The organism is Leifsonia sp. (assembly GCF_051955155.1).
GTDB lineage: Bacteria > Actinomycetota > Actinomycetes > Actinomycetales > Microbacteriaceae > Leifsonia.
On sequence record NZ_JBQCGZ010000121.1, the window covers coordinates 1 to 22,734 of the forward strand.

The window sequence follows — 22,734 nt, forward strand, 5'->3', positions numbered from 1 at the left end:
CTACGACCATTTCGGCCCCCGCGGCCCGCCCGCCCTGCGCGCCGCGCTCCCCGCGCCCCGATACCACCGCCGCGCCTGACCGGGGACGCACCGCGGCCGCACAGGGAGCCGTTGCCCGCCCGCGGCATTTCCGGAGCGCGATTCGTCACGAATCGCGCCCGTTCGTGACGAATCGCGGGGATTCGTGACGAATCGCGGGCGTGGTGGGGGAGGCTGGGTGCATGGATCAGCGGGCGAGCGTCGAGGTTGTCGAGTTCTGGGACGCCTACCGGCACACGAACCCGTCGGCCCCGGCGGAGCTGCCCGAGGTCGGCCCGTTCGGCGATACCCCCGTGCTGGCCGACCAGCTGCTCGGGCTCGTCCTCGACGGCCGCAAATGCGCGACCTCCACGCTGCTCGCCGAGTTCGCCGCGGAGGGCCAGGACGTCGTGCGCGTCGGCGACCACTGGATCGTGACCGACGCGGCCGGGGCTCCGCGGGCGATCCTGCGCACGAGCGAGACGCGGATCGGTCCCTTCCTCTCTGTGGACGAGGCGTTCGCGTTCGACGAGGGCGAGGACGACCGCAGCCGCGAGTCCTGGATCCGCGAGCACCGCCGCTATTGGACGCGCCGATGCGCGCACCTCGGCATCCCGTGGAGCGAGGACGCCGACATCCTGTTCGAGCGCTTCGAGGTCGTCCACCGCTTCGAGCCCGTCGTGCCGTCACGGGGCTGACCGGTCACGACGCGCCGCGTGGGCGGCCGCGAAGCGGCGTGTCGCGACCGGTCGACGCCCCGCACGGGCGCCCGGCGCGTCAGACCAGCAGCTGGTGCTTGGCGAGGTCGCGGTAGAGCGGCGTGGAGGCGACCAGCTCGGAGTGCGTCCCGACGCCGACGACGCGGCCGTGGTCGAGCACCACGATCTGGTCGCTGTCCACGACCGTGGACAGCCGGTGCGCGATCACCAGCATCGTGCGGTCCTCGGCCACCGCGTCGATGGCCTCGCGCATCAGCTGCTCGTTGCGGCCGTCGAGGCTGGACGTCGACTCGTCCAGCAGCAGGACGGGCGGCGCGGCCAGCAGCGCACGCGCGATCGCCAGGCGCTGGCGCTCGCCGCCGGAGAGCATGATGCCGTCCTCGCCAACGGGAGCACCGAGGCCGAGCTCGTCGCGCTCCAGCACCTCGGTCAGGTTCACCGCGTGCAGCACGTCGATGCACGCGGCGTCAGTCGCGTCCGGTGCGGCCAGGGTCAGGTTGTCGCGCAGCGAGCCGGCGAGCACGGGCGCGTCCTGCTCCACGTAGCCGATCTGCGCGCGCAGGTCGACGCGATCCAGGCGCCGCACGTCCATCCCGCCGAAGCGCACCTCGCCCGCCTGCGGGTCGTAGAACCGCTCGATGAGCGCGAGGATGGTCGACTTGCCCGCGCCCGACGGTCCGACCAGCGCGGTCCGCTTGCCGCGCGGGACCGCGAAGCTGACACCGTGCAGGACCCCGCCGTGCCGGACGGTCGTCGTGTCGCCGCCGACCCCCGCCGCCGCCTCGGCCTCCGCGACGACGTCGGCGCCGCCGAGCGCGCCCAGCGCGATCCCGCCCGAGTCCGCCGGCGGCTCCGCCACGGTGGAGGGCTCCTCGACCGCAGGCGACGACGGGTAGGAGAAGTGCACGTCCGCGAACTCGATCGCGGGCGCCTCCGGGGCGAGCCCCGCGTTCGCCGGGCCGACCATCATCCCGAGCGGGGCGATCTCGCGGTCGTGCTGGTCCTCGGTGGGCAGGTCCAGGATCTCCTGGATGCGGCCGAGCGCTCCGAGCGCCGAATTGACGGCGGCGATCGCGCCGAACGCCTGGCCGAGCGGCAGGATCATCATGAACAGGAAGAGGATGAACGCCACGAGGTTCGCCACGGTGATCGCGCCGCTGGCGACGCGGAAGCCGCCGACGCCGAGCACCACCAGGAACGACACCTGCATCGCGATCCCGGCGACCGGGACGACGAGCGCCGAGATCTTCGCGACCTGGATGCCCATCTTCCACGCGCCCGTCGCGTCCGTGTCGACCGCGGCGATCTCGCGCTCGGTCGCACCCGCCGCGCGGATGGTGCGCACCGAGCTGATCGCGCGCTCGACGGCGGCGGCGAGGTCGCCGACCTTGGTCTGCGCCTTCTGGCTGGCGACCCGGATGCGGCCGGAGAGCGCCGTGACGACGACGATCGAGACGGCGACCACGAGCACGGTCAGGCCGAGCAGCACCGGGTCGATGATGAGCATCGCGATGAGCGCTCCGACGAACGTCAGCGCCCCGCCGATCGCCTCGACGAGACCCTGCGTCAGCACGGCGCGCAGCAGCGTGGTGTCCGAGCCGACGCGCGAGACCAGGTCGCCGGTGCGGCGGGTGTCGAACTCGCTGATCGGCAGCCGCAGCATCCTGCCCACCAGCTTGCGGCGGGAGGACAGCACGACGCCCTCGCCGGTGCGCTGCAGCAGGTAGTGCTGGTAGCCGGAGATCAGGCCGGAGACGACGACGAGCGCGACCAGGCCCCAGACCAGCGCGCCGAGCGGCTCGCCCTTCCCGACGATGTCGATCACCTGGCTGACCAGCAGCGGCTGCGCGAGGCTCGCCGCGGCGCCGAGCACGCTCAGCACGACGACGAACGCGAGCACGCCGCGGTGCTCGAGCAGGTAGGGGAGGAGCTGCGAGAAGCGGGCGCGGGGTCCGGTCTGCTCGCCGCGCCGGGAGAAGGGGGAGCGGCGTCGAGGGGCTGCGGTGGTGTCGGTGCTCATGGGTTCCGTTTCGCCTGTTTCGGGGATGCGAGCTGCTACTCCGACCGTACTTCCTGTGCGCTGCCTGTTTGCTGACACCGGCGCCCCTCAGCGGTCACGCCTGTCGGGCGTCGGCGGTCGCGGCTACAGTGCTGAACTATGCCGACGTCCGTCATCACCGCCTCCCAGCTCGTCAAGAAGTACAAGGACTTCCCCGCTGTCGACGGCATCAGCTTCGAGGTCGAGGCGGGGGAGTCGTTCGGGCTGCTCGGGCCGAACGGCGCAGGCAAGTCGACGACCATGCGGATGATCGGCGCCGTCTCCACGCGCACCGCGGGCGAGCTCAGCATCCTGGGGCTCGACCCCGACCGCTACGGCCCGGAGATCCGCTCGCAGCTCGGCGTCGTCCCGCAGGCGGACAACCTGGACACCGAGCTCCGCGTGCGCGAGAACCTGGTCGTGTACGGACGCTACTTCGGGCTGCCGTCGGCCCGCGTTCGCAAGCGCGCGGACGAGCTGCTCGCGTTCGCGCAGCTGGAGGACAAGGCGAAGGCCAAGGTCGACGACCTCTCCGGCGGCATGAAGCGCCGGCTGACCATCGCGCGCGCCCTGATCAACGACCCGCGCATCCTGCTGCTCGACGAGCCGACGACGGGTCTCGACCCGCAGGCGCGGCACATCCTCTGGGACCGGCTGTTCCGGCTCAAGGAGCAGGGAACCACGCTCGTGCTCACCACGCACTACATGGACGAGGCAGAGCAGCTGTGCGACCGGCTGGTGGTCGTCGACAAGGGCACGATCATGGCGGAGGGCTCGCCCGCCGCGCTGATCCGCGAGTACTCGACGCGCGAGGTGCTGGAGGTGCGCTTCGGCTCGGAGAAGAACGTGGAGGTGGCCGAGCGGCTGGAGGGCATCGGCGAGCGGATCGAGGTGCTGCCGGACCGCATCCTCGTCTACAGCGACGACGGGGAGGCGGAGCTCGCCAGGATCACCGAGCGCGGGCTGCACCCGCTGACGAGCCTGGTCCGCCGCTCCAGCCTGGAGGACGTGTTCCTCCGGCTCACCGGACGGAGCCTGATCGAATGAGCGCGGCGACCGACGCGGGCACCCCGGCCGGCGACGCGCGGCTCGCGCTCGCCGCGGCCGTTCGGCCCAGGCGGTTCGGCGCCTGGTACGTGGCGGAGCACCGCTTCCGCGTGATGCGCTCGTACCTGCAGACACTGCTGGTCACGGGGTTCGGCAACCCGCTGCTGTACCTGTTCGCGATGGGCGTCGGCCTCGGCAGCCTGGTCAGCGCGAACCTCGGACCGAGCGCGGTGAACGGCGTCAGCTACCTCGCCTTCGTCGCGCCGGCGCTGCTGTGCACGGCCGCGGTGACCGTCGCGAGCGAGGAGTTCACGTACCCGATCATGCTCGGGTTCAAGTGGAATCCCACCTTCTTCGGCATCAACGCCGCCCCGATCGCGCCGGGCCAGATCATCGACGGCGTCGTCATCTCGGTGGTGGCGCGGCTGCTGGGCACCAGTATCGTCTACTACCTCTTCATGCTGCTCTTCGGTGCGGTGCCCGGTCCGTGGGGGTGGCTGAGCATCCTGGTCGCCACGCTCGGCGGGCTCGCGTTCGGCGCTCCCGTGATGGCATATGTGGCGACGCTGGAGCAGGACACCGGCCAGATCGCGATGCTGATGCGGTTCGTCCTGCTGCCGATGACCCTGTTCTCCGGAACATTCTTCCCGCTGTCCTCGATGCCGTGGTTCCTGCAGTGGATCGGCTGGATCTCGCCGCTGTGGCACTCCACGGAGCTCTCGCGCGTCTTCGCGTACGGTGCGGAGGAGCCGCTCTGGCTGACCGTCGTGCACGTGATCTACCTGGCGGCGCTGTTCGTGGTGTTCTGGCTGCTGGCGCGCCGGACCGCGGCGAGGAGGCTGAACAAGTGACGACGACGGACGAGCGGCTGACCGCGTCCGTGACCCGGTCCCGGCCGCTGCGCGCGCTCTACGCGGGCAACGCGCGGTCGGTGATGCAGCGCGGCTGGTCGGCGACCCGCAGCACCAACTGGCTGGTGATCGTCTCCGGCTTCTTCGAGCCGATCTTCTACCTGCTCTCACTCGGGATCGGCTTCGGCAAGCTGGTCGGCGAGGTGACGACGGCGAGCGGCCAGCAGGTCCCGTACGCGGCGTTCATCGCCCCGGCGTTGCTGGCGACGGCCGCGATGAACGGGGCGGTGTACGACTCCACCTGGAACGTCTTCTTCAAGATGCACTTCGCGAAGCTGTACGAGGGGATGCTGTCCACCTCGCTCGGCCCGCTGGACGTGGCGCTCGGCGAGATCCTGCTCGCCCTCGCGCGCGGCGCGCTGTACGCGCTCGGCTTCATGCTGGTGATGCAGGCGCTCGGCCTGAACCTGTCCTGGTGGGCGCTGCTCGCGCTTCCCGCGGTGCTGCTGATCGCGTTCGGGTTCGCGAGCTTCGGGATGGGCATCACGAGCTACATGAAGACGTTCCAGCAGATGGACTGGATCAAATTCATCCTGCTTCCGATGTTCCTGCTCTCGGCGACGTTCTACCCGATCACCGTCTACCCGGACTGGATCCAGGTGATCATCAAGGCGCTCCCGCTCTGGCACGGAGTCGAGCTGGTCCGCGGCCTCACCACCGGCGACGTCGACCTCGGGATGCTCTGGCACGTCCTCTACTACGCCGTGATGGTCACCCTCGGTCTCATCCTCACCACCCGCCGCCTCCGCGCCCTCTTCCTCGACTAGCCCCGCGCCGCGCCCCCGCCCCGCCTGTCCCCATCCGGTACGTTCGCGCCCTGCGCGCCGCGCCTGTCCCGGTCCGGTACGTTTGCGCCCTGCGCGAGCGGGCACACCCGTCGCGAACGCGCACAGTCGCCGCCCGCGCCTCGCGGGTGCGGTGCCCCGTACCGAGTGCGGCGCGGCGCGCGCCCGCACTCGTTCCGCGCGCCGCAGTCCCGCCACGCTGGCGCGGGCGTGCCCGCCCGGGACGATTACGCCCTGCGCGAGCGGCCACACCCGTCCCAAACGCGCACAGTCACGGCCCGCGCCTCGCGAGTGCGGTGCCCCGTACCGAGTGCGGCGCGGCGCGCGCCCGCACTCGTTCCGCGCCACCGCAGTCCCGTTCCCCCGGCGCCGGGCACGCGCGAGGGGCACGTAGTTGTCGCTTTCGGGGTGGGAGAGCGGCAACAACGTGCCCCTCGGGGCCGCGGGCGCCGGGCGCGCGCGTCAGCTCACGTTGTCGGTGAAGTCGACGTCCTTGGTCTCCTTGGAGAGCAACAGCGCTATCAGGGTGAGGACGCCCGCCAGCGACAGGTAGACGCCGACCCAGACCGTGCTGCCCTTGCCGATCGTCCACAGCCAGACCGCGATCGTCGGGGCGACAGCGGCGCCGAGCACGCTCGACAGGTTGTAGGCGATCGCGGATCCCGTGTAGCGGACGTTCGTCGGGAACAGCTCCGGCAGCTCGGCGCCCATCGGCCCGAAGGTGAGGCCCATCAGCGTGAAGCCGACGATCAGCAGCGCCATCGTCCCGATCGTGCCGCCCGCGAAGAGCGGGACGAAGAGCAGGCCGAAGACGATGATCCCGAGCGTCACCCAGATCAGCGTCCGCCGCCGGCCGAAGCGCTCGGCGAGCGGGCCCGCGACCAGCGTGAAGATGCCGAAGAACACCACGCCGATAATCAGCATGATCAGGAAGTCGTTGCGCGAGTACCCCAGCCCGGCCACGAACGAGCCGGGATCGAACGTCTTGCCGGCCTTCTCGGCGGCCGCGCGGGCGGTGTCCTGGTTGGAGGCGGCGGTCCCGTAGGTGAGCGTGAACGCCGTCATCAGGTAGAAGAGCACGTACGTCGCCAGCATGATGAACGTGCCGAGCACGATCTGCCACCAGCTGGTGCGGAACACGCGCGCGAGCGGCAGCTTGGCGACCTCGCCGGTGTCGACCACCTTCTGGAACGCCGGCGTCTCCACCAGCTTGAGCCGAACGTAGAGGCCGACGATCACCAGCACCGCGCTCAGCAGGAACGGGATGCGCCAGCCCCAGGCGGCGAACTGCTCCGCTGTCATCGAGATGTTCAGTACGAGGAACAGCACGTTGGCGACGATGAAGCCGATCGGCGCGCCCAGCTGCGGGAAGGTCCCGTAGATCGCGCGCTTGCCTGCCGGGGCGTTCTCGGTGGCCAGCAGCGCGGCACCGCTCCACTCGCCGCCGAGCCCGAGGCCCTGGCAGAAGCGCATCACGACGAGCAGGAACGGGGCCCAGAACTCCCAGCCGGGCACCTGCGCGGTCGGCAGGCAGCCGATCAGCACCGTCGCGATGCCCATCGTGAGCAGCGAGCCGACGAGCGTGCCCTTGCGGCCGATGCGGTCGCCGAAGTGACCGAACAGGATGGAGCCGACCGGTCGCGCGATGAACGCGACGCCGAAGACGGCGAACGACGAGAGCAGGGCGGTGGTCGGGTCCTCGCTCGTGAAGAAGAGCGAGGGGAAGACCAGCACGGCCGCGGTCGCATAGACGTAGAAGTCGTAGAACTCGATGGACGTGCCGATGAGGCTGGCGAGGATGACGCGGCCGCGGGTGTTGGCGGGCGCGGCGGGAGGGGTGACGGAGGCCGTCGTAGACATGCGTGCAGTACTTCCGGTGACGTTGAGACGATGCGGTCCGCAGGCGTGGAGCGTCGGTCGGGCGTCGCGCGGAGGGACGAAGAGAGTGGGAAAGCGCTTGTGGCGCCCGTCCACCCTACGTCGAGTCGGGCGGTGCGGCGAATCCCGGCCTCGCTAGGCTGGTGGCATGGAAACGCTCTTCGCAGTGCTGCACGTCGTCTCGGCCGTGTTCATCGTCGGCCCCATGGCGATCCTGCCGATGACCGCAATGCGCGCGGTCCGCGCCGGGAACGCCGGTCAGGTGGAGGTTCTGGCGAAGTCCACGAACCTCATCTCGCTGCTCTCCCTGCTGGTGGTCCTGTTCGGCTTCGGCGTGATGGGCCTTGCCGACAAGAAGTACGACCTGAGCATCACAACGCCCTGGATCCTGTGGTCGATCATCCTGTACATCGTCGCGCTCGGCCTGACCCTGTTCCTGGTCGTCCCGACCATGCGCCGCGCGTCGGAGGCGATCCGCGCGGGCGAGGCGTCGAAGTACCCGGCGATCGCCGCGGGCTCCGGCGTCGCCAGCCTGCTGCTGGTGATCGTCGTCGTCCTGATGGTGTGGAAGCCGTAACTCCCGCCAACCACGCGCGAAGCCGCTCGGCCGGATGGCCGGGCGGCTTCGTCGTTGCCGGACACTCTTGACGACGGGCTGGTGGCGGCCTACGCTGTAATCAACAAAGTTGTTGATCAAACAGAGGATTGAGAAATGGACGCGCCCCGCATCGTCGCCGATATCACGGTGTCCCTCGACGGCTACGTCACCGGCCCGGATGCCGGTCCTGGCAACGGGCTCGGCACCGGAGGGATGCCGCTGCACGACTGGGTGTTCTCGGACGACGCCGACGACAAGAGCATTCTCAGCGCCTCCACCGACCGCTCCGGCGTGGTGGTGATGGGCCGCAACCTCTTCGACGTCATCGACGCCCCGGACGGCTGGAGCGACGAGCTGGGCTACGGCGCGACCGAGGTCGGCAGGCCGCCGTTCTTCGTCGTGACCAGCTCCACGCCAGCCAGCGTGCGCCTCACCGGCCTGGACTGGACGTTCGTCACGACCGGGCTGACCGACGCCGTCGAGCAGGCGCGCAGCCGGGCCGAGTCCGAGGCCGCCCGCACCGGCGTCACCAAGGACGTCGTGCTGATGGGCGGGGGAGCGCTCATCGGCTCCGCGCTCGCCGCCGGTGTCGTCGACACGCTGAACCTGCACCTCTCGCCGCTGATCCTCGGCTCGGGGACGCCGCTGTTCCGGGAGGGGATGCCGCCGCGCTCGTTCACGCAGCGCTCGGTGCTCGTCACCTCCACCGCCACCCACCTCAGCTACGACGCGCTGTGAACACCGGCGAGAGGGAGCGCTTCGCGCGCGTCGTCGCGGCGAACCGCTACCTGGTGCTCGGGACGACCGACGCCGATGGCAGGCCGTGGCTGAGCCCGGTGTTCTTCGCGCCGCTCGGCGACGACCGGCTCTGCTGGGTGTCGTCGGCGGACAGCAGGCACTCACGCAACCTGGCCGAGCGCCCGGAGATCGCGATCACCGTCTTTGACTCGACGGTCGCCGTCGGGCACGCGGAGGCCGCCTACGTCGAGGCGGCAGCGGCACCCGCACCGGCGGCCGAGACCTCCGCCGTGCTCGCCGCCCTGAACGCGCGCCTGCCGGAGGACCGCTCGCTCGCCCCGGACGACCTCGTCCCGCCCGGCCCGCTGACCGCGTACATCGCGAGGATCGACCGCCGCTACGTGCTCGTCCGCGGCGGCGATCCCGAGCGCGGCAATGTCCTCGACACGACGGTCGAGCTTGGCGCGGAGGACGCGCGATGAGCGCGGGGGAGGCGCCGAACCCGGTCGCCCCGGTGACGCCGGGAGCGATGCTGCTGGAGCTGGTGATCCTGCCGGTCGCCGACATCGACCGTGCGAAGGCGTTCTACCGCGATCGGGTCGGCTTCACGGTGGATGTGGATGTCGCGCCGGCCGAGGGTGAGGCCGTGCGCGCCGGACTGGTCGCGCACGGCGTCGACGTCGCTCCGGTCGTCGACCGCGGCGGAGTGCTGTACGCCGGGTTCAGCGACCCGGACGGCAACACCTGGATGCTGCAGCACATGCCGTGGCGGGCCTAGCGTCTGAACATTCGTGCCGAATGCGGGCCCGCTGGGTGGCCGGGGGGATTTCGGCACACGAGTTCGCGGTCGGCAGCCCGGCTCAGCTGCGAGGCGCGCGCAGCTCCCGCAGGGCCACCGCGGTCGCGAGCGCCGCGTGCGCGGCCTCCGCGCCCTTGTCCTCCTTGGAGCCGGGGAGCCCGGCGCGATCGATGCCCTGCGCCTCATCGTCCAGCGTGAGCACGCCGAAGCCCACCGGCTTGCCGGTGTCGAGGGCGACCCTGGTCAGCCCGTCGGTCGCCGCCGACGAGACGTACTCGAAGTGCGGGGTGCCGCCGCGGATGATGACGCCGAGCGCCACCACCGCGTCGGCGCCCGCGTCGAGCGCCGCCTTGCTGACGACCGGCAGCTCGAAGCTGCCGGGCACGCGCACCAGCGAGTAGGACGCGCCGGACGCCTCCAGCGTGCGGGTCGAGCCCGCGATCAGCCCGTCGGTGATCTCCTCGTGCCAGGTGCCCGCGACGATGACGACGTTCAGGCCGCTCCCGTCGATCCGCTCCTGGGTGTCGGGCGCGCCCGCTCCGCTCATCGTCCTGTCCTCTCCGCGGCCACACCGGCCGACTCGTCCATCCCGACCGTCTGGTCGATGTCTCCGATCGCGTGACCCATCCGGTCGCGCTTGGTCTCCAGGTAGCCCTCGTTGAAGGCGCCGACGCCGACGACGAGCGGCACGCGCTCCTCGACCTCGATGCCGTGCTCCTCCAGCTGGCGCACCTTCTCCGGGTTGTTCGTCAGCAGGCGCACCGAGCGGATGCCGAGGTCCTGCAGGATCGCGGTGGCCGCGCCGTAGTCGCGCGCGTCGATCGGCAGGCCGAGCGCGAGGTTCGCGTCCAGCGTGTCCAGGCCGTCCTCCTGCAGCTTGTACGCGCGCAGCTTGTTGATCAGGCCGATGCCGCGGCCCTCGTGCCCGCGCAGGTAGACGACGACGCCGCCCTCGCGCTGGATGGTCGCGAGCGCCGCGTCCAGCTGCGGCCCGCACTCGCACTTGAGCGAGCCGAACGCCTCGCCGGTCAGGCACTCCGAGTGCACGCGCACCAGGGTGCCCTCCGCGCTCGGCGAGCCGGAGACGATCGCGACGTGGTCGGCCCCGGTCATCCGGTCGCGGTACGCGCGCATCCGGAACGACCCGTTGACGGTCGGGACGGTCGTCTCCACCTCGAAGATCACGCGCGACGACTCCGGGATCGGCGTCGGCGACTCGAGCTTCTGGTCGCAGTGGAACTCCTGCAGGTAGGCGATGAGCGCCTCGATCGTGACGACCAGCACGCCCTCGCGCTCGCCGAGCTCGAGCAGCCCGGGCAGACGCATCATCTCGCCGTCGTCGGCGACGATCTCGGCGATGGCGCCGACCGGCGTCATGCCGGCCAGCTTGAGCAGGTCGACGGCGGCCTCGGTGTGGCCGTCGCGCTCGCGGACGCCGCCCTCCACCGCGCGCAGCGGCAGGATGTGGCCGGGCCGGCTCAGGCTGGAGGGCGTCGACTCCAGGTTCGCGAGCACGCGGAGCGTGTGCGCACGGTCGGCCGCGCTGATGCCGGTGGAGAGCCGGTCGGCCGCGTCCACGCTGATCGTGTAGTTGGTGCCGCGCGGGTCCTGGTTGGCGACGACCATCACCGGCAGCTCCAGGCGGTCGGCGATCTCGTCCGTCATCGGGGCGCAGATGAAGCCGGAGGAGTGCTTGACCGTCCAGGCGATCCACTCCTGGCTGGCGAGCTCGGCGGCGAGGACGACGTCGCCCTCGTTCTCGCGGCTCTCGTTGTCCACGACGATGACGGGCCGGCCCGCCCTCAGCTCGGCGAGGGCCTCCGGGATGGTGGCGAGGGTCATGACGCACTCCGTTCTGTCAGCGCCGGTTCGAGCGCGAGCATGCGCTCGACGTGCCGCGCCAGGATGTCGGTCTCGATGTTCACGCGGTCGCCGGGGACGCGGTCGCCCAGCGTCGTCGCGGTCAGCGTCTCGGGGATGAGGGACACCTCGAACCAGCCGTCCTCCCGGCCGCCGCCCACCGCGCTCACGGTGAGCGAGACGCCGTCGACGGCGATGGAGCCCTTGCGCGCGACGAGCGGCGCGTGCTCCGGGTCGAGGCTGAGCCGGACGACCCGCCACGCGCTGCCGTCCTCGACGGACAGCACGGTCGCCGTCCCGTCGATGTGGCCCTGCACGATGTGGCCGCCGAGCCGGTCGCCGACCTGCGCGGCGCGCTCCAGGTTGACCCGGCGCCCGGGCTGCACGTCGTCGAGCGTGCTCATCGCGAGCGTCTCCGCCATCACGTCGGCCGTGAAGGACTCGGCGTCCTGGCCGATCACGGTGAGGCAGACCCCGCTGACCGAGATGGAGTCGCCGTGCGCGGCGTCGCTGACCGCGAGCGGTCCGCGGACCGTGATCCTCGCCGCGTCCGCGACGCGTTCGACGGCGGTGATCTCGCCCAGCTCTTCGATGATTCCAGTGAACACGGCTCAGCCTTCCTGTGCTGCGGAGGTGCGGGGAGTGGACGGCGCGGGGACGGCGCGCAGATAGAGGTCGCCGCCGAGGCGCTCGATGTCGAGGATGCGCAGCCTGCGCTGCTCGCCGATGGTCTCGACGCCGATCGAGCCGAGCGCGAGGTGCGGGCCGCCGAGCAGCGTCGGCGCCAGGTAGATCGCGTACTCGTCGACGAGCCCGGCGGCGACGAACGCGCTCGCCAGGGTGGGGCCGCCCTCGACGTAGACGCGCCTGAAGCCGCGCTGGTGCAGGTCGGCGACGACGTCGTGGATGTCGTGGGTGCCCTCGAAGACCACCGGGTTGGGGTGCCGGAACACGGCCGCGTCGTTCGGGATGGCGCGCGTGCCGACGACGACCGGCGTCGGCTGGGTGGCCAGCAGCTCCCCGGCGTCGCCGCGGGCCGTGAGGCTGGGGTCGTCGGCGAGCACCGTGCCGGTGCCGACCACGATCGCGTCGGACGCCTCGCGTTGCTCGTGCACGCGCTGCCGGGCGGCCGCGCCGGTGATCCACTTGCTCGTGCCGTCGGCCGCTGCCGTCCTGCCGTCCAGGCTGCTCGCCCACTTGACGACGATGTAGGGGCGGCCGAGCCGCGCGACCGTCAGCCAGTCGCCGAGGAAGGTCTCGATCTCGTCGGCGAGCACGCCGCCCGTCACCTCGACGCCGGCCTCGCGCAGCCGCTCGGCTCCGCCGCCGGAGTGGTGTCCGGGGTCGTCGACACCGTAGACGACGCGCGCGACGCCCGCCGCGATCAGGGCCTCCGAGCACGGGCCGGTGTGGCCCCAGTGGTTGCAGGGCTCGAGCGTGACGACCGCCGTCGCGCCGCGGGCGCCGCCCTCCGGCAGCCGGCTCAGCGCGTCGACCTCCGCGTGCGGAGTGCCGACGCCGCGGTGGAAGCCCTCGGCGATCACGGCGCCGTCCGCATCCAGCAGCACGCAGCCCACCCGAGGGTTCACGCCTCCGGCGGGTCCGCCCTCGGCCAGCCGCAGGGCGGTGCGCATCGCGGAGTCCCACGCCGTGCTCATCCGGTGCCGTCCTGTCTCTCGTACGGGACGTGTTCCGGGGGTGCAAGCGTCGCTCTCGCGGCGACCGCGCAGCGATCGCCGACGTGCGCCTCCCATCCGGACTGATCGTCTCGGCTTTCGCCGGACGCATTACCGTCGGTGCCGGAATTCCACCGGCTCAGCAGGGCGCATGCTGCGTCCCGCTCGCGGACTGTCACCGCCGGTTCGGATTCTCACCGACCCCGGAGCACGTTCTTCTGTTGTCGAATCTACATCAACGCCCTCGTCCCCGTCCTATTCCCACCGTTCTGTGACGCCGCGCTCGCGCGCGGCGCCGCAGTTGTTCCGTCGCAGCGCACATGCTGGCGCGCGACTGACCCTGTCCGTCACATCCGGCACTGCTCGAGCAGGGGCGGGATGCGCCGAACAGGGACAGTCACCGCCAGCGCGGCCACGACTGCGGCCGCGCGTAACGAGTGCGCCCGCGCGCCGCACCGCAGTCGTTACGTGGCGGCGCACAAGCGGGCGCGGCCGGCGCACACGCGGCCTCGCGTCAGGCGGCGTCCTCCAGCCGTTCCGCGTGCTCGACCAGGGCGCGGGCGGTGCCCTCGTCCACGATCAGGTCGGTGATCAGCCCCGCGGCCAGGGCGCCGCGCAGGCTGTGCACCTTGGATGGGCCGGAGACGATGCAGACCCGGCGCGGCACGCGCGTGATCAGGTCGATGTCCGGGCCGCTCGCCCGCTCGTTCAGCGGGATGCCGTGGTGGCTGCCGTCCGCGCGGAAGAACACGGTCGCGACGTCGCCGACGACACCGGACTCGTCCAGCGAGGCGTAGTCCGCCGCGTCCAGGTAGCCGCCCGCGTATACGTGCGAGCGCACCTCGGAGAACGGCGACCCCAGGCCGAACAGCGCCACGTCCATCCGCTCCTGGATGTCGAGGATGCGCCGGGTGCTGCGCTCGCGCCACATCGCGACCTTGGTCTGCGGGTCGTCGAACAGCGCAGGGACGGGGAACTCCTGGATGGTGCCGGAGTAGGTGTCGCCGAACCGGCGCAGGATCTCGGAGGCGTAGAGCACGCCCGTCGTGTAGGTGTTGCCCGCCCCGTTGAGCTGCACGAACTCCACGTTGTGCAGCTCCTTCGGGATGAGGTGCCTGCTCAGGGCGCTCATCGTCGACCCCCAGGCGACCCCGACGGTCATGTTCGAGTCGATGAACCGGTCGAGAATCCGTGCAGCGGAGATGGCGACGCGCTCCAGCCGGTCGACGTCGCTGATCGCGCTCGGCATCGGGACGATGTGCGCTGCGACCCCGTGCCTCTCGTGGATCTCCTGCTGGATGCGGCTCGCGCCCTCGTGCGGCTCGGCGATCTGGATGGTGACGAGTCCGGAGGCGCGCGCATAGGAGAGGAGCCGCGAGACGCTGGAGCGCGAGGTGTGCATCTCGTGCGCGATGGCGTCCATCGTCAGGTCCTGCATGTAGTAGAGGTGGCCCGCCTTGAGGGCGTCGCGGACCTTGTCCGGCAGGTGCTGCGTGTCGGCTGCGGACATTCGGGGACCGCCTTCCGTTCTCTGGTGATTGCACGTATGTGCATCCGGCTTGATCGAAGTTGTGCCGGCACGTTGACTATAGCTGCACCCCACCCGATCCATCAGCAATCCCCGAGGAGAACCCCGTGACGACGAAGTCGGCATCCCGCGTCGAGATCCAGCGCCTGCGCGAGCGGCCCAGCGCCCAGGTCGTCATCGTGGGCGGCGGCATCAACGGACTCGGCACCTTCCGCGACCTCGCACTGCAGGGCGTCGACGTCGTGCTGGTCGAGCGCAACGACTTCGTCTCCGGTGCGTCCGCCGCCTCCAGCCACATGATCCACGGCGGCATCCGCTACCTGGAGAACGGCGAGTTCCGCCTGGTCAAGGAGTCGGTGACCGAGCGCAACGGCCTGCTCAAGATCGCCCCGCACTACGTCAAGCCGCTCGAGACCACCATCCCGATCTTCTCCACCTTCTCCGGCATCCTCGCCGCACCGCTGCGGTTCCTCACCCACAAGCAGGGCAAGCCGAAGGAGCGCGGCGCGTTCCTCATCAAGACCGGCCTGACCATCTACGACTCGTTCTCGCGCGACGGCGGCACGGTCCCGCGGCACAGTTTCCACGGCCGGAAGAAGTCGCTGCAGACCCTCCCCGAGCTGAACCCGGAGCTCAAGTACACAGCGACCTACTTCGACGCCTCCGTGCACGACCCCGAGCGACTCGCGCTCGACGTCCTCGCCGACGGGCTCGCGGCCGGCCCGCACGCCCGCGCGGCCAACTACCTGGAGGCCGTCGGCACCAGGGACGGCGGCGTGCTCGTCCGCGACCGCGAGACGGGCGAGGAGTTCGCGATCACCGCGGACGTCGTCGTCAACGCCTCCGGCCCGTGGACCGACCTCACCAACGCGGCGCTCGGCCAGTCCACCCGGTTCATGGGAGGCACGAAGGGCTCGCACATCGTCCTCGACAACCCGCGCCTGCTCGAGGCCTGCCAGGGCCGCGAGATGTTCTTCGAGAACAACGACGGCCGCATCGTGCTCATCTACCCGCTCAAGGGCCGCGTCATGGTCGGCACCACCGACATCGACGCCGACATGTCCGTACCCGCGGTCTGCACGGAGGACGAGATCGACTACTTCATCGAACTCGTCTCGCACGTTTTCCCACACGTCCCGGTCACCCGCCAGCAGATCGTCTACACCTTCTCCGGTGTCCGCCCGCTGCCGCACCACGACGACACCGCCCCCGGCTTCGTCTCGCGCGACTACCGCATCGTCCCCGGGACGATCGCCGGCCTCGGCGACACCACCGTGCTCAGCCTGGTCGGCGGCAAGTGGACGACGTTCCGGGCGCTCAGCGAGCACCTGGCGAACGAGACGCTCGCCGCGCTCGGGGTCGAGCGCACCGTCTCCACGCTCGGCCTCCCGATCGGCGGCGGCACCGGGTTCCCGACGACGCCGCAGGCGGAGCGCGACTGGATCGCCCGCTACGGGGCGGACGTCGGCGCCGAGCGCGCCGCCGTGCTCCTGAACCGCTACGGCACGAAGGCCACGTTCGTGATCGACGCGATCGCCGGCTGGGACGGCCAGGACGAGCCGCTGGCCGCCGCGCCCTCGTACTCGCGTGCGGAGGTCGACCACCTCATCCGCACCGAGCACGTCGTGCACCTCTCCGACCTCTTCCTGCGCCGCACCAGCCTCGCCTTCACCGGCTCGGTCACGGTGCCGCTGGTCCACGAGATCGGCGAAATCGCGGCAAACGCGCTCGGATGGTCGCCAAATCGGCGTGCCGAGGAGGAAGATGCGTTCCAAGCGGAACTCGCCGACGCCCACCGGGTGCAGTTGGAGTCGGGGGACGGGAGCGAGGCCGCGGCACTCCGATAATGCACGAACGTGCATAGCACGGTCCTTGCCCGGGTGGACCTGACAGCAATACCGTTCAAGTGCCCACCCTGACGAGGACCACACCTCGACGCACAACAGGGTGCGGGTCAACTGAACAACTGGAAGGTCAACGTGGACAATATCGGTGTAGATTTCCTGTCTGAGTTGGTGGGAACGGCGATGCTGGTCCTCCTCGGTACCGGTGTCGTGGCTAACGTCGCACTCATCAAGAACAAGGGCTTCAACGGCGGGTTCCTGATGGTGAACATCGGCTGGGGCCTCGCGGTCTTCGCCGGTGTGATCGTGGCGTACAACTCCGGAGCCCACCTGAACCCGGCGGTCACGCTCGGTCTGGTGGCGAACGGCGCGAAGGCGTTCGGTTCGGCGGCGGCCCACACTCTGGTGCCTGTCAACTTCATCACGGTGCTGCTGTACATCCTCGCCCAGCTGATCGGCGCCATCATCGGCGCCATCCTCACCTGGCTGGCGTACAAGAAGCACTTCGACGAGGAGCCGGACCCGGCGAACAAGCTCGGCGTCTTCTCGACCGGCCCTGCCATCCGCACCTACGCGTGGAACCTGGTGACGGAGATCATCGGCACCTTCGTGCTGGTGTTCGTTGTCATCGCGTTCGGCCACCAGCCCGGAACCGCGGCCGGCCTCGCCGCCCTCGGCGCCCTGCCCGTCGCCCTGCTCGTTATCGGCATCGGTGCGAGCCTCGGTGGTCCGACGGGGTACGCCATCAACCCGGCCCGTGACCTCGGCCCGCGCATCGCCCACGCGATCCTGCCGATCCGCGGCAAGGGCACGAGCGACTGGTCGTACTCGTGGGTCCCGGTCGTCGGGCCGATCATCGGCGGTCTGCTCGCCGGCTGGCTCGCACTCCTGCTGCTCCCCATCCTCAAGTAACACCCGGGGGCCGGCCCGGTGTCCCGGGCCGGCCCTCTTCCGTCCCACCCCCAAAGAACAAAGGAGTCACCTATGGCCGACTACGTCGTCGCCATCGACCAGGGAACCACGAGCACCCGGGCGATCATCTTCGACAAGTCCGGGTCGATCGTCTCGACCGGACAGCTCGAGCACGAGCAGATCTTCCCGAAGGCGGGCTGGGTCGAGCACAACCCGGTGGAGATCTGGAACAACACCCGCGAGGTCATCGGCCAGGCGCTCTCCAAGGCCGACCTCACCCGTCACGACATCGCCGCCGTCGGCATCACCAACCAGCGCGAGACCGCGGTGGTCTGGGACAAGAACACCGGTGAGCCCGTCTACAACGCGATCGTCTGGCAGGACACCCGCACGCAGCCCATCGTCGACCGCCTGGCGGCCGACGGCGGCGTCGAGCGCTTCAAGCAGATCGTCGGCCTGCCGCTGGCGACCTACTTCTCCGGCACCAAGATCACCTGGATTCTCGAGAACGTCGAGGGCGCCAGGGAGCGCGCGGAGCGCGGCGACCTGCTCTTCGGCAACACCGACGCCTGGGTGCTCTGGAACCTCACCGGAGGCCCGGACGGCGGCGTGCACGCCACCGACGTGACCAACGCCTCCCGCACCATGTTCATGGACCTGGAGACGCTGACCTGGCGCGACGACATCCTCGAGGTGTTCGGCGTTCCGAAGTCGATGCTGCCGGAGATCAAGAGCTCCTCCGAGATCTACGGAACCGTCGAGTCGTCCAGCCTGCTGCGCGAGGTGCCGGTCGCCGGCATCCTCGGCGACCAGCAGGCGGCCACGTTCGGTCAGGCGGCGTTCGATCCCGGCGAGTCGAAGAACACCTACGGCACCGGCAACTTCCTCATCTTCAACACGGGTGAGGAGATCGTCCACTCCAAGAACGGTCTGCTGACCACGCTCGGCTACAAGCTGGGCGACGAGAAGCCGCACTACGCCCTGGAGGGCTCGATCGCCGTCACCGGTTCGCTGGTGCAGTGGCTGCGCGACAACCTCGGCATCATCTCCAGCGCCCCCGAGATCGAGGACCTGGCGAAGACGGTCGAGGACAACGGCGGCGCGTACTTCGTTCCGGCGTTCTCCGGCCTGTTCGCCCCGTACTGGCGTTCGGACGCGCGCGGTGCCCTCGTGGGACTCACGCGCTACGTGAACAAGGGCCACATCGCCCGCGCCGTTCTCGAGGCGACCGCCTTCCAGACCCGCGAGGTCCTGGACGCGGTCAACGCGGACTCCGGTGTCGAGCTGCAGGAGCTGAAGGTGGACGGCGGCATGATCGCCAACAACACCCTCATGCAGTTCCAGGCCGACATCCTCGGCGTCCCGGTCGTGCGGCCGGTCGTCGCGGAGACCACGGCGCTGGGCGCGGCCTACGCCGCCGGTCTCGCGACGGGCTTCTGGGAGAACCTGGACGACCTGCGCAAGAACTGGCAGGAGGACCGCCGCTGGACGCCGGACATGGACGACGCCGAGCGCGACCGCCAGCTCCGCCTCTGGAAGAAGGCCGTCACCAAGACGTTCGACTGGGTCGACGACGACGTGACGAACGCCTGATCCAGGCGAACACGCACGAGCGCCGTCCGGCATCCCGCCGGGCGGCGCTCGTGCGTGCGGGCATACCTCTCGATTCCCTCATGCTGCGGAAAGCCGCCGCGCAGGTGCGCTGGATACCGTAGCCGGGATGAGACACTCTGCGACCGCCGTGTCCGTGCGGCACGGCCGGCTTCCCGTGCGCCGCGCGCGCGGCCCCGTTGCGCGCCTGCTCGCCGGCGCGCTCGCGGTCCTCACCGTCTCCGCAGGCGCCATCGCCGCGTATGCCGTCGGCGACACGTGGCAGTCGCTCAAGCCGTCCATCCACCTCGTCTCTGCCTCGGGGAAGTCGATCACCCCGCCGACGGTCGGCGCGGAGTCCGGCGAGGTGAACATCCTGCTCGCCGGCACCGACACCCGGACCGGGCAGGGCGGTCAGTTCTCCACCGCGGACGAGCTCGCGGGCAGCTCCGGCGCGGGCAACAACGACGTGACGATGGTGCTGCACCTCTCCGCCGACCACAAGAACGCCACGGTCATCAGCATCCCGCGCGACCTGATGGTGCCCGTTCCGTCGTGCCCGACCGCCAACGGCGCGACCTCGGCGCAGTCGAGCGCCCAGTTCAACACGACGCTGTCCACCGGCGGGCTCTCCTGCGTCGTGCTCACGGCGGAGGCGCTGACCGGGCTCAGCATCCCGTACGCCGCCGAGATCAGCTTCGACGGCGTGACAGCGATGTCCAACGCGGTCGGCGGCGTCACCGTGTGCCTGGCGACGCCGCTCGTCGACCCGTACGTCGGGCTCGACCTGAAGGCGGGGGAGCAGACGCTCGTCGGCTCGAACGCCCTGGCGTTCGTGCGCAGCAGGCACGGGGTCGGCGACGGCAGCGACCTCGGCCGGATCAGCAACCAGCAGCTCTTCCTCTCCGCCCTGCTCCGCAAGGTGACCAGCGCCGGGGTGCTGAGCAACCCGCTCACGCTGTACACGCTCGCGAAGGCGGCGACGTCCAACATCCAGCTCTCCGACACCCTCGCCTCGCCGACGACGCTCGTGTCGATCGGCCTGGCGCTGAAGAGCGTGCCGCTGAGCGACTTCGTGTTCGTGCAGTACCCGGCGATGACCGACCCGGACAACCCGAACCGCGTCGTCCCGGAGCCGACAGGAGTGGAGGCGCTCAAGCGGGCGCTCACGACGGACACGCCCGTCGTGCTCACCGGTACGACCGGGGCGGGCACCGAGGCCGCGCCGGGAGCGACGCCGACGCCGGGAGCGGGCGCGTCTGCGACCGCGACGCCGGCGCCCGCCGCGACGAGCACCCCGTCGCCCGCGGCGACGGCGGCAGCGGGCTCCGGAACGCCGACGCCCGCACCCACCTCGTCCGCGGTCAGCCTGCCGAGCGACGTGACGGGTCAGACCGCCGACCAGCAGACCTGCACCAAGGGCAACTGACTCAGGGGGCGAGCACCGCGGGGAGCTCGGCCAGCCCCGAGATGGTCGTCACACCGGCGTCGGCCGCCTCGGCCGCGTCCTCGGCGGAGGGGACGGCGCCGGTGCGGTCGAGCCAGACGCCCCTCAGCCCGGCCCGCGCCGCGCCGATCGCGTCGGTGCGCAGGCGGTCGCCGACGTAGGCGGCGTCCGCGGGCTCGACGCCGAACGCGTCGCACGCGGCGGCGAAGATGCCGGCGTCCGGCTTCGCGATGCCGACCTCGCCGGATGCGATGAGCCGCTCCATCCGCGCGTCCAGCCCGACCGCCTCCACCTTGCGGCTCTGGAAGGCCAGGTCGCCGTTCGTGATCAGCCCGAAGCGGACGCCGGGGATGCGCCGGGCGAGCTCGTCGAGGCACGGCACCGCGTCGTCGTGCAGCGACCACGCGGCCACGTAGTGCTCGAAGTAGTCCGCGAACCAGGCGCTGGCCTCGTCGTCGCTCAGGGTCACGCCGTGCCGAGCGGCGAAGTCGCGGGCCCGCGCCTGCCGCTGGCCTTCGAAGTCGAGCCGGCCGGCGAGGTAGGAGTGGTAGTGCTCCTCCTCCAGGTCGTGCCAGAGCGAAACGAGCTCGTCCGCCTCCAGCCGGCCGTACGGCTCGCCGAGGACACCGGCATAACGCCGGATGCCCGCGGCGACGGCCGCGCGGTGCGCGAAGAGCGTGTCGTCCAGGTCGAACAGGACGACGCGGGGCGCCGTCACGGCTGCGTCTGCCGGAAGGTCTCCTCCGGCCAGCCGTCGACGGGGACGCGCGGGTCCTCGGCGAGCAGGCCCGCCTGCCAGTCGTCGCGCCGGACGCCGCGCTGGACGCCGCCGAGCCGCCGCCTGCCCTCCCAGTGGAAGCCGGCGCGGCGCGCGACGGCGGCGCTCGCGGCGTTGCCCTCGAACGCGAACCACTCGACGCGCAGCAGCCCGAGGCCGCCGGGCGACGGCGCGAAGCCGAAGTCGAGCACCAGCGAGACCGCCTCGGACATGAGGCCGCCGCCGCGCGCCTCCGGCGCCAGCCAGAAGCCGATCTCGGCGCGGCGCTCCTCGATCCCGTGCAGGCCGATCATGCCGACGAGCGTCTCGCCGTCGCGGATCGCCCACGTACAGCTGCGCCCGCTGACCCAGCCGTCGGCGACCATCCCGGTCACGAACGCGCGCGCGTCTTCCGGGCCGTACGGGACCGGGACGGTCGTCCAGCCGGCGATCTCCGGGTCCCGGCACAGCTCGGCGATGCGGTCGACGTCGTCCAGGCCGGGCGCGTCGAGCCGGACCCGCTCCCCGGCCAGCTCGACGACGCCCATCAGCGCGCCCGTCGCAGCAGGCCGATGCGCTCGTACGCCTTGGCGAGCGTGACCTCGGCCACCGCGTCGGCGCGCTCGGCGTTCCCGGCGAGGATGCGGTCCAGCTCGGCCGGGTCGGAGAGCAGCTCCAGGGTGCGCTCGCGCACCGGGCCCAGCGTCTCCACCACGACCTCCACGAGGCCCTTCTTGAAGTCGCCGTAGCCCTTGCCGTCGTACTCCAGCTCGATGGACTCGACCGAGCGCCCCGACAGCGCTGAGTAGATGCTCAGCAGGTTGGAGATGCCGGGCTTGCCCGCGCGGTCGTACGAGACGACGCCGTCGGTGTCGGTCACGGCGCGCATGATCTTCTTGCGCGTCACGTCCGGCTCGTCCAGCACCCAGATGATCCCGGCGCCGGACTCGGCCGATTTGGACATCTTCGCGTCGGGGTTCTGCAGGTCGTAGATGCGCGCGCCGTCCTTGAGGATCATCGCCTGCGGCACCACGAAGGTCTCGCCGAAGCGGCTGTTGAACCGCGTGGCCAGGTCGCGGGTCAGCTCGACGTGCTGGCGCTGGTCGTCGCCGACCGGCACTACCTCGGCGTCGTAGAGCAGGATGTCCGCGGCCATCAGCACCGGGTAGGCGAACAGGCCGACCGAGGTCGCGTCCGCGCCCTGCTTGGCCGACTTGTCCTTGAACTGCGTCATCCGCGACGCCTCGCCGAAGCCGGTGATGGTGTTCAGCACCCAGGCGAGCTGGGCGTGCGCGGGAACGTGCGACTGCACGTAGAGGGTGGACGCGGACGGGTCGATGCCGGCGGCGATGTACTGGGCCGCGGTGCGCCGGGTCTTCTGGCGCAGCTCCTCCGGGTCCTGCGCGACCGTGATCGCGTGCAGGTCCACCACGGAGAAGAAGGCGTCGTGCGTCGCCTGCAGCTGCTTCCACTGCAGCAGGGCGCCGACGTAGTTGCCGAGGTGCAGCGATTCGGCGGATGGCTGCATCCCGGAATAGAGACGGGGGAGGGTTGTCATGTTCGTGCCTTCGTTCGATGGATGTGCGTGA

The 22,734-nt window shown here is 70.8% G+C and carries 22 protein-coding genes and 1 riboswitch; of the genes, 12 read left to right on the forward strand and 10 right to left on the reverse strand.

What is annotated here, in order from left to right; translation table 11 throughout:
* Positions 1–221 precede the first annotated feature (221 nt).
* Positions 222–716: an ASCH domain-containing protein gene (locus ACTHMF_RS12970; protein WP_440318116.1), complete on the forward strand. Its 495-nt coding sequence runs from the start codon at positions 222–224 to the stop codon at positions 714–716.
* Positions 717–795: 79 nt separating this feature from the next.
* On the opposite strand, the gene ACTHMF_RS12975 is transcribed toward ACTHMF_RS12970, so the two are convergent.
* Positions 796–2,757 carry an ABC transporter ATP-binding protein gene (locus ACTHMF_RS12975; protein WP_440318117.1) on the reverse strand — a complete coding sequence of 654 codons (1,962 nt, stop codon included), beginning with the start codon at positions 2,755–2,757 and terminating at the stop codon, positions 796–798.
* A 138-nt stretch (positions 2,758–2,895) separates the two neighbouring features.
* On the opposite strand from ACTHMF_RS12975, the gene ACTHMF_RS12980 reads away from it, so the two are divergent.
* Genes ACTHMF_RS12980 through ACTHMF_RS12990 form a run of 3 tightly spaced genes read left to right on the forward strand, consistent with a single transcriptional unit; the run spans position 2,896 to position 5,500 of the window.
* Complete coding sequence (locus ACTHMF_RS12980; protein ID WP_440318118.1) at positions 2,896–3,822, forward strand: ABC transporter ATP-binding protein; 927 nt, start codon at positions 2,896–2,898, stop codon at positions 3,820–3,822.
* The gene (locus ACTHMF_RS12985) at positions 3,819–4,673 is read left to right on the forward strand and encodes an ABC transporter permease (protein ID WP_314146904.1); all 855 of its coding nucleotides are present in this window, start codon (positions 3,819–3,821) and stop codon (positions 4,671–4,673) included. Before ACTHMF_RS12980 ends, ACTHMF_RS12985 begins: the two co-directional genes overlap by 4 nt.
* Positions 4,670–5,500, forward strand: a complete 831-nt coding sequence (locus ACTHMF_RS12990) for an ABC transporter permease (RefSeq protein ID WP_440318120.1) — start codon at positions 4,670–4,672, stop codon at positions 5,498–5,500. Before ACTHMF_RS12985 ends, ACTHMF_RS12990 begins: the two co-directional genes overlap by 4 nt.
* 480 nt (positions 5,501–5,980) lie before the next feature.
* On the opposite strand, the gene ACTHMF_RS12995 is transcribed toward ACTHMF_RS12990, so the two are convergent.
* Complete coding sequence (locus tag ACTHMF_RS12995; RefSeq protein ID WP_314146906.1) at positions 5,981–7,378, reverse strand: MFS transporter; 1,398 nt, start codon at positions 7,376–7,378, stop codon at positions 5,981–5,983.
* A gap of 166 nt (positions 7,379–7,544) precedes the next feature.
* Here ACTHMF_RS12995 and ACTHMF_RS13000 point away from each other — a divergent pair, with 166 nt between their 5' ends.
* The 4 genes from ACTHMF_RS13000 (at position 7,545) to ACTHMF_RS13015 (ending at position 9,510) form a co-directional block, all read left to right on the forward strand.
* Positions 7,545–7,973 (forward strand): DUF2269 family protein, encoded by a 429-nt coding sequence (locus ACTHMF_RS13000; RefSeq protein WP_314146907.1) that lies wholly within the window; start codon positions 7,545–7,547, stop codon positions 7,971–7,973.
* 135 nt (positions 7,974–8,108) lie between these two features.
* On the forward strand, positions 8,109–8,732 hold the full coding sequence (locus ACTHMF_RS13005) for a dihydrofolate reductase family protein (RefSeq protein WP_314146908.1): 624 nt from the start codon (positions 8,109–8,111) through the stop codon (positions 8,730–8,732).
* Positions 8,729–9,214: a pyridoxamine 5'-phosphate oxidase family protein gene (locus ACTHMF_RS13010; RefSeq protein WP_440318122.1), complete on the forward strand. Its 486-nt coding sequence runs from the start codon at positions 8,729–8,731 to the stop codon at positions 9,212–9,214. The genes ACTHMF_RS13005 and ACTHMF_RS13010 overlap by 4 nt, the downstream gene beginning before the upstream one ends.
* Complete coding sequence (locus ACTHMF_RS13015) at positions 9,211–9,510, forward strand: hypothetical protein (RefSeq protein ID WP_440318124.1); 300 nt, start codon at positions 9,211–9,213, stop codon at positions 9,508–9,510. Before ACTHMF_RS13010 ends, ACTHMF_RS13015 begins: the two co-directional genes overlap by 4 nt.
* Positions 9,511–9,592: 82 nt before the next feature.
* On the opposite strand, the gene ribH is transcribed toward ACTHMF_RS13015, so the two are convergent.
* From ribH to ACTHMF_RS13040, 5 genes are all read right to left on the reverse strand, one after another.
* Positions 9,593–10,078 carry a 6,7-dimethyl-8-ribityllumazine synthase gene (gene ribH, locus ACTHMF_RS13020; RefSeq protein ID WP_440318126.1) on the reverse strand — a complete coding sequence of 162 codons (486 nt, stop codon included), beginning with the start codon at positions 10,076–10,078 and terminating at the stop codon, positions 9,593–9,595.
* Positions 10,075–11,373 carry a GTP cyclohydrolase II gene (ribA, locus tag ACTHMF_RS13025; protein ID WP_440318128.1) on the reverse strand — a complete coding sequence of 433 codons (1,299 nt, stop codon included), beginning with the start codon at positions 11,371–11,373 and terminating at the stop codon, positions 10,075–10,077. The genes ribH and ribA overlap by 4 nt, the downstream gene beginning before the upstream one ends.
* Entirely contained in the window at positions 11,370–11,999 is a 630-nt protein-coding gene (locus ACTHMF_RS13030) for a riboflavin synthase (RefSeq protein WP_440318129.1), read from the reverse strand. The genes ribA and ACTHMF_RS13030 overlap by 4 nt, the downstream gene beginning before the upstream one ends.
* Positions 12,000–12,002: 3 nt before the next feature.
* Positions 12,003–13,049, reverse strand: coding sequence for a bifunctional diaminohydroxyphosphoribosylaminopyrimidine deaminase/5-amino-6-(5-phosphoribosylamino)uracil reductase RibD (ribD, locus tag ACTHMF_RS13035; RefSeq protein WP_314146914.1), 1,047 nt, complete (start codon positions 13,047–13,049; stop codon positions 12,003–12,005).
* 80 nt (positions 13,050–13,129) lie between these two features.
* Positions 13,130–13,282, reverse strand: a riboswitch (FMN riboswitch).
* A 299-nt stretch (positions 13,283–13,581) separates the two neighbouring features.
* Positions 13,582–14,577 (reverse strand): sugar-binding transcriptional regulator, encoded by a 996-nt coding sequence (locus ACTHMF_RS13040; RefSeq protein ID WP_440318130.1) that lies wholly within the window; start codon positions 14,575–14,577, stop codon positions 13,582–13,584.
* A 125-nt stretch (positions 14,578–14,702) separates the two neighbouring features.
* On the opposite strand from ACTHMF_RS13040, the gene ACTHMF_RS13045 reads away from it, so the two are divergent.
* The 4 genes from ACTHMF_RS13045 to ACTHMF_RS13060 all read left to right on the forward strand — a co-directional run bounded on the left by ACTHMF_RS13045 (position 14,703) and on the right by ACTHMF_RS13060 (position 20,370).
* The gene (locus ACTHMF_RS13045) at positions 14,703–16,442 is read left to right on the forward strand and encodes an FAD-dependent oxidoreductase (protein WP_440318132.1); all 1,740 of its coding nucleotides are present in this window, start codon (positions 14,703–14,705) and stop codon (positions 16,440–16,442) included.
* Between the two features lie 180 nt (positions 16,443–16,622).
* Positions 16,623–17,351, forward strand: a complete 729-nt coding sequence (locus tag ACTHMF_RS13050) for an MIP/aquaporin family protein (protein ID WP_440318133.1) — start codon at positions 16,623–16,625, stop codon at positions 17,349–17,351.
* Between the two features lie 72 nt (positions 17,352–17,423).
* Entirely contained in the window at positions 17,424–18,944 is a 1,521-nt protein-coding gene (gene glpK, locus ACTHMF_RS13055) for a glycerol kinase GlpK (RefSeq protein WP_440318135.1), read from the forward strand.
* Between the two features lie 127 nt (positions 18,945–19,071).
* Positions 19,072–20,370 (forward strand): LCP family protein, encoded by a 1,299-nt coding sequence (locus ACTHMF_RS13060; protein WP_440318137.1) that lies wholly within the window; start codon positions 19,072–19,074, stop codon positions 20,368–20,370.
* Between the two features lies 1 nt (position 20,371).
* On the opposite strand, the gene ACTHMF_RS13065 is transcribed toward ACTHMF_RS13060, so the two are convergent.
* From ACTHMF_RS13065 to trpS, 3 genes are read right to left on the reverse strand one after another with little or no spacing between them, the layout of a single operon-like run.
* A complete protein-coding gene (locus tag ACTHMF_RS13065) occupies positions 20,372–21,106 on the reverse strand; it encodes an HAD family hydrolase (protein ID WP_440318139.1) in 735 nt (244 codons plus the stop codon).
* A complete protein-coding gene (locus tag ACTHMF_RS13070) occupies positions 21,103–21,693 on the reverse strand; it encodes a GNAT family N-acetyltransferase (RefSeq protein WP_440318140.1) in 591 nt (196 codons plus the stop codon). Before ACTHMF_RS13070 ends, ACTHMF_RS13065 begins: the two co-directional genes overlap by 4 nt.
* Entirely contained in the window at positions 21,693–22,703 is a 1,011-nt protein-coding gene (gene trpS, locus ACTHMF_RS13075) for a tryptophan--tRNA ligase (protein WP_314146923.1), read from the reverse strand. Before trpS ends, ACTHMF_RS13070 begins: the two co-directional genes overlap by 1 nt.
* Positions 22,704–22,734: the final 31 nt, after the last annotated feature.